Raw genomic sequence first — 4,868 nt, forward strand, 5'->3', positions numbered from 1 at the left:
AAAGCATATTCGTGGCAATGGTCACACCGGCAAGGGCGGTCATTTCTGCGTGATCATAAGGCGGAGCGACTTCGACAACGTCGCAACCAATGATGTTGAGCCCCGTAAGCCCTTTGATAAGCTGGATAGCCTGATAGGTATTGAAGCCGCCACAGACAGGCGTTCCGGTACCTGGTGCGCAGCTCGGATCTAGAAAATCCACATCAAAGGTAATGTAACAGGGGTTGTTCCCTACACGATTGTGAACCTGCTCGATACACGCTTCAATACCGCGACTGTGTAGCCAATCTGCATCAAGAACTAAGTAGCCATGCGTATCTTTGTTGACGGTGCGCATACCAATCTGTACCGATCGCTCGGGCGCGGTAATCCCTTGCTTAGCGGCATGATAAAACATTGTTCCGTGATCAATTCGCCCGTCATCATCGGTCCAGGTGTCGCTATGCGCATCAAAATGAATAAGAGAGATTGGCCCATGCTTTTTAGCGAGCGCTTTAATAACCGGATAAGTAACAAAGTGGTCTCCACCGATTGATAATGGTGTTACACCTGCATCAACAATTCGGTCGTAATAGGCTTCTATCTCACTTGGAACTTTATCTGGATAACCGGGATCAAATACGCAGTCTCCATAATCAATGACATTGAGTCGATCAAAAGGGTCAAAAGTCCACGGCCACGGCGACGCCCATGCTAGATTTGTCGATGCAGCTCGCACAGACCTTGGTCCGAGTCGCGCACCTGGCCGGTTTGAGGTCGCTAGGTCGTAGGGAATACCGACTACTGCGACATCAACGCCCTCTAGAACTTTCGAATAATTACGGCGTAAGAAGCTGGTCGCACCAGAATACATGGGTTCAACTTGAGTGCCGTAAGGCCCCTTGCGTGTAAACGCCAGGTCGCCGTGGCTATATTGATCAAAATCTTCAGACATGTCTGCCTCGTCGCCTTATTTACTGATTGGTATTCGTTTTATACGGTCGAAAGCAAGAATTCGCGTTCCCAAGAACTGATAACGCGTTTAAAACCTTCGTATTCTGCTCGACGAGTGCCAATGTAGCCATCTACAAAATCCGCTCCGAGTATCTCGCGAATCTCGTCACAAGCGCCCATCTCGTCGCACGCTGATTCAAGGTTAAATGGTATCTCTTGGCCAGCTTCTTCGCCATGGCGAGCGGTCACAGGCTTTCGAGGCGTCATGGCATTGACCATTCCCAGGTAGCCACAGGCTAGGTTGGCAGCGAGCGCAAGATATGGATTGGTGTCCGCTCCCGGGAGTCGGTTTTCAATGCGTCGAGCTTGCGGCGAAGATTCTGGAACACGAAGTCCCACTGTTCGGTTCTCAACACCCCATTCCAAGTTAACAGGCGCGTTACCGTCGGCGCCGGGCAGGTAGCGGCGATAACTATTAACATTTGGTGCAAAGATAGGCATCGCTTTTGGGATGTAAGTTTGAAGGCCAGCAACAAAGCTATGGAACAGACTAGAAGCGCTGCCATCTTCATCCGAGAAGATATTGTTGCCATTTTTATCGATCACAGAACAGTGAATGTGCATTGCACTGCCGGGTTCGTTTTCAATCGGTTTAGCCATGAACGTCGCACCGATCTTGTGTTTTAGTGCTGCCTCACGCACGGTACGTTTGAAGATAAATACTTGGTCTGCAAGCTTCAAAGCATTGCCATGGCGGAAGTTGAATTCTAGCTGAGCCGGCCCCTCTTCGTGGATGAGGGTATCGATATCGAGGTTCATCTCTTCACACCAGTCGTAGATATCTTCGATGATTGGGTCGAATTCGTTTGCCGCATCGATACTGAAGGACTGGCGTCCGCTTTCGGGTAAACCGGAGCGACCGATTGGTGGATCTAATGGTAAATCTGGGTCGGTGCAGCGTTTCGTTAGGTAAAACTCGACTTCGGGAGCAACGATTGGCTCCCAACCTTTCGCCTCATAAAGTGCAAGAACTCGCTTTAATACTGTCCTCGCTGACAGGCTGACTTCGTTACCCATTTTATCGAAGCAATCATGAATGATTTGCGCGGATGGCTCGAGCGCCCACGGAACCATGAACATGGCTCCTTCATCTGGTTTGAGAATCATGTCGATGTCGCAATCGTCAAGCAGCCGATAGTAGAGATCATCGTCTGGATAATCACCCGTTGCTGTTTGCAACATGACCGATTCGGGCAGCCGAATCCCTTTCTCTGCTATAAACTTCTCCGTCGGCATGATTTTTCCACGCGCTATTCCTGTATGGTCGCTTGTAATACATTCGACTTCAGTGACTTGTCGCTCTTTCAACCATTTTTGGATGTTTTTCATGATTTGGCTCTTTTGACTAATTTCGTTCTTATTCCACAACAGGCTTGATTTGCGTCAGAAAGCTGTGGAATAAGACGTTGATGTTTGACTTATGCTACATAAGCATAAAATATTTCGAACGAAAAGCCTATACTTCCGTTGGAGAGTTGTTCAATATATTTTATACTATGTTCAATACTAACTACACTTTATGAATCGAGAATTGCTGGACGCACGGCAAACTAGTTAAAGATAGGATAGCAAATGAGTGAAGCTTTAACAGAAGTTGAACAGTTTCTAGAGCAGAACCCCCAGGTTGAAACGATCGAATTGTTAGTTGCTGATCTGGATGGCGTATTGCGCGGTAAACGGGTCGAGCGATCATTACTGCGGAAAGTGTATGAGTCTGGTTTTTGCTTGCCTCAATCTGTGCTGGCGCTTGATGCGACAGGCGCCACAGTGGACGAAACCGGGCTTGGTATCGAAACCGGAGATTCTGATCGAATCTGTAAGCCCGTGCCCGGCACTTTGCAACTCGCGCCGTGGCATGACAGTGGCGATAGGGCTCAAGCTTTGTGCGAAATGTACGAGAGTAACGCGCAGCCGCTAGAAATCTTTCCTCGTCATATTCTGAAAAAAGCGGTCGATCAGTTACACCGTCTTGGTTACAAGGCGGGTGTCGCACTGGAGTTAGAGTTTTACTTGATAGATCGTGAGCGTAAAGAGGATGGTTCATTACAGGCACCTATCTCTCCTGTCTCAGGACAACGCATGACATCTACGCAGGTCTATTCTATGCAGGATCTGGATAATTATGACTTCTTTATCCGAGACGTATTAGAAATGGCTCGTGCTCAGAATATCCCAGCTGATGCTGTGATCGCTGAATACGCGCCTGGTCAGTTCGAAGTTAACCTAGATTATACCCAAGACATTATGAAGGCTGTTGATGATGCAGTATTGTTGAAGCGTGTTATCAATGCTGTCGCCAGTAAGCATGGTATTGAGGCGACCTTCATGGCGAAGCCGTACATTGATGAAGCCGGCAATGGGCTACATATTCATCTAAGTTTGTTAGATGAGGTGGGCAATAATCTGTTTGGTGAAGGTGAGCCAACCGACAATAAACTGTTAGGACATGCGATTGCTGGTTTGCTCGATATGGCGGATGGTGTTCAAGCTTTATACTGCCCGACCATCAACAGCTATCGCCGTCTTGCGCCAGATTCGTTTGCACCGACTCAACTTACATGGGGTATTGATAACCGTTCGGTCGCGATGCGCGTTCCTGCTGGAGGAGCGAGTTCTCGTCGTATAGAGAATCGGATGCCCGGCGCAGACGCAAATCCATATTTAGCAACGACGGCATTAATTGCTGGAATTCTGGAAGGTATTGAGAACAAGATGAGTCCGCCTGCTAGGACGGTAGGCAATGGTTATGAAACCGATGCCCCACGTGTTCCGGATAATCAGCGAGATTCATTGCGCGCGATGGCCAATGACGAACGTGTTGCGAAATGGTTCGGTAAGCGCTTTGTTGAGGTCTATCAGGAAGTGAAGTGGCGAAATGTCTATCTTTTTGAGCAGCAAATAACGCCGATGGAATATGCGCTTATTCTACCCAATGTCTAGGAACTTAAACTTAAGCCTTTGATAATGTGAAAAGCCGATGCAGACAGCATCGGCTTTTTTGTAAGCGCTTCGCTGTATTTTATATTCCCATTTTGTCGCGCAGGCCGTAGTAAAACGCGCCGATTGCCGTATAGGGCACTCTAAACATTTGTCCGCCAGGAAAAGGCATGTGTCTGAGTGACGCAAATGCATCAAACCGTTCAGCCTGACCTTTCACGACTTCACCAATTAGCTTACCGGCTAGGTGGGTGGTTGTTACGCCATGCCCACTGTAACCTTGTGCATAGTAAATCGAGTTATTAATGCGGCCAAACTGGGGGAGGCGGTTCATCGTTAATAAGAAGTCTCCACCCCAAGAATAATCTAGCTTGATATCAGTGAGCGTCGGGAACACGCGTTCAATATGTGGTCGCAAAAACCGTTCAATCGATGCCGGGTCTCCGCCACCGTAAGTCACCCCGCCGCCGAAGAGCAGTCGACCATCCCCAGTTAGGCGATAGTAATCAAGCTTATAATTACAGTCTTCGACACAGTAATTGTTGGGGATGAGTTCCTTTTGAAGCTCTTCGGGTAGCACTTCGGTGCAGACGATTTGCGTTCCACATGGCATGGTCTTCGATGCCAATTCTGGAAATAATCCACCAAGATACGCATTACCACAGACAATTAAGTAATCTGCGGTAACGGAGCCCGCGTCTGTTTTGATCACTGGGCGCTCCGAGCGAACAACATCGATTACTTTGGAGTCTTCAAACACACGTCCGCCCAAAGACTCAAACGCTCTCACTTCGCCTAACAAAAGATTCAAGGGATGGACATGCGCGCCGGTTTTATCGAGTAAGCCGCCAACATATGCATCCGTCGCGATCTCTTTGTGAATCGCTTCGCCATCGAGCATCTCTAGGCCTTGGTGACCAAGGCTCTCCCATAGTGCT

4 protein-coding genes are annotated in these 4,868 nt (G+C 48.4%); 1 reads left to right on the forward strand and 3 read right to left on the reverse strand.

Going from position 1 to position 4,868, the window contains the following annotated elements; all coding sequences use genetic code 11:
* Together speB and A3751_RS10435 are read right to left on the reverse strand one after the other, a co-directional pair.
* Positions 1 to 934 (reverse strand): agmatinase (speB, locus tag A3751_RS10430; RefSeq protein WP_068455465.1); only part of this gene is annotated, 934 nt, incomplete at its 3' end.
* A 38-nt stretch (positions 935 to 972) separates the two neighbouring features.
* On the reverse strand, positions 973 to 2,322 hold the full coding sequence (locus A3751_RS10435) for a glutamine synthetase family protein (RefSeq protein ID WP_068455468.1): 1,350 nt from the start codon (positions 2,320 to 2,322) through the stop codon (positions 973 to 975).
* Positions 2,323 to 2,565: 243 nt separating this feature from the next.
* On the opposite strand from A3751_RS10435, the gene A3751_RS10440 reads away from it, so the two are divergent.
* A complete protein-coding gene (locus A3751_RS10440) occupies positions 2,566 to 3,933 on the forward strand; it encodes a glutamine synthetase family protein (protein ID WP_068455471.1) in 1,368 nt (455 codons plus the stop codon).
* Between the two features lie 79 nt (positions 3,934 to 4,012).
* Here A3751_RS10440 and A3751_RS10445 read toward each other — a convergent pair.
* Positions 4,013 to 4,868: FAD-binding oxidoreductase (locus A3751_RS10445; RefSeq protein WP_068455473.1), on the reverse strand; the 856-nt coding region annotated here is incomplete at its 5' end.

The organism is Oleiphilus sp. HI0080 (genome assembly GCF_001635135.1).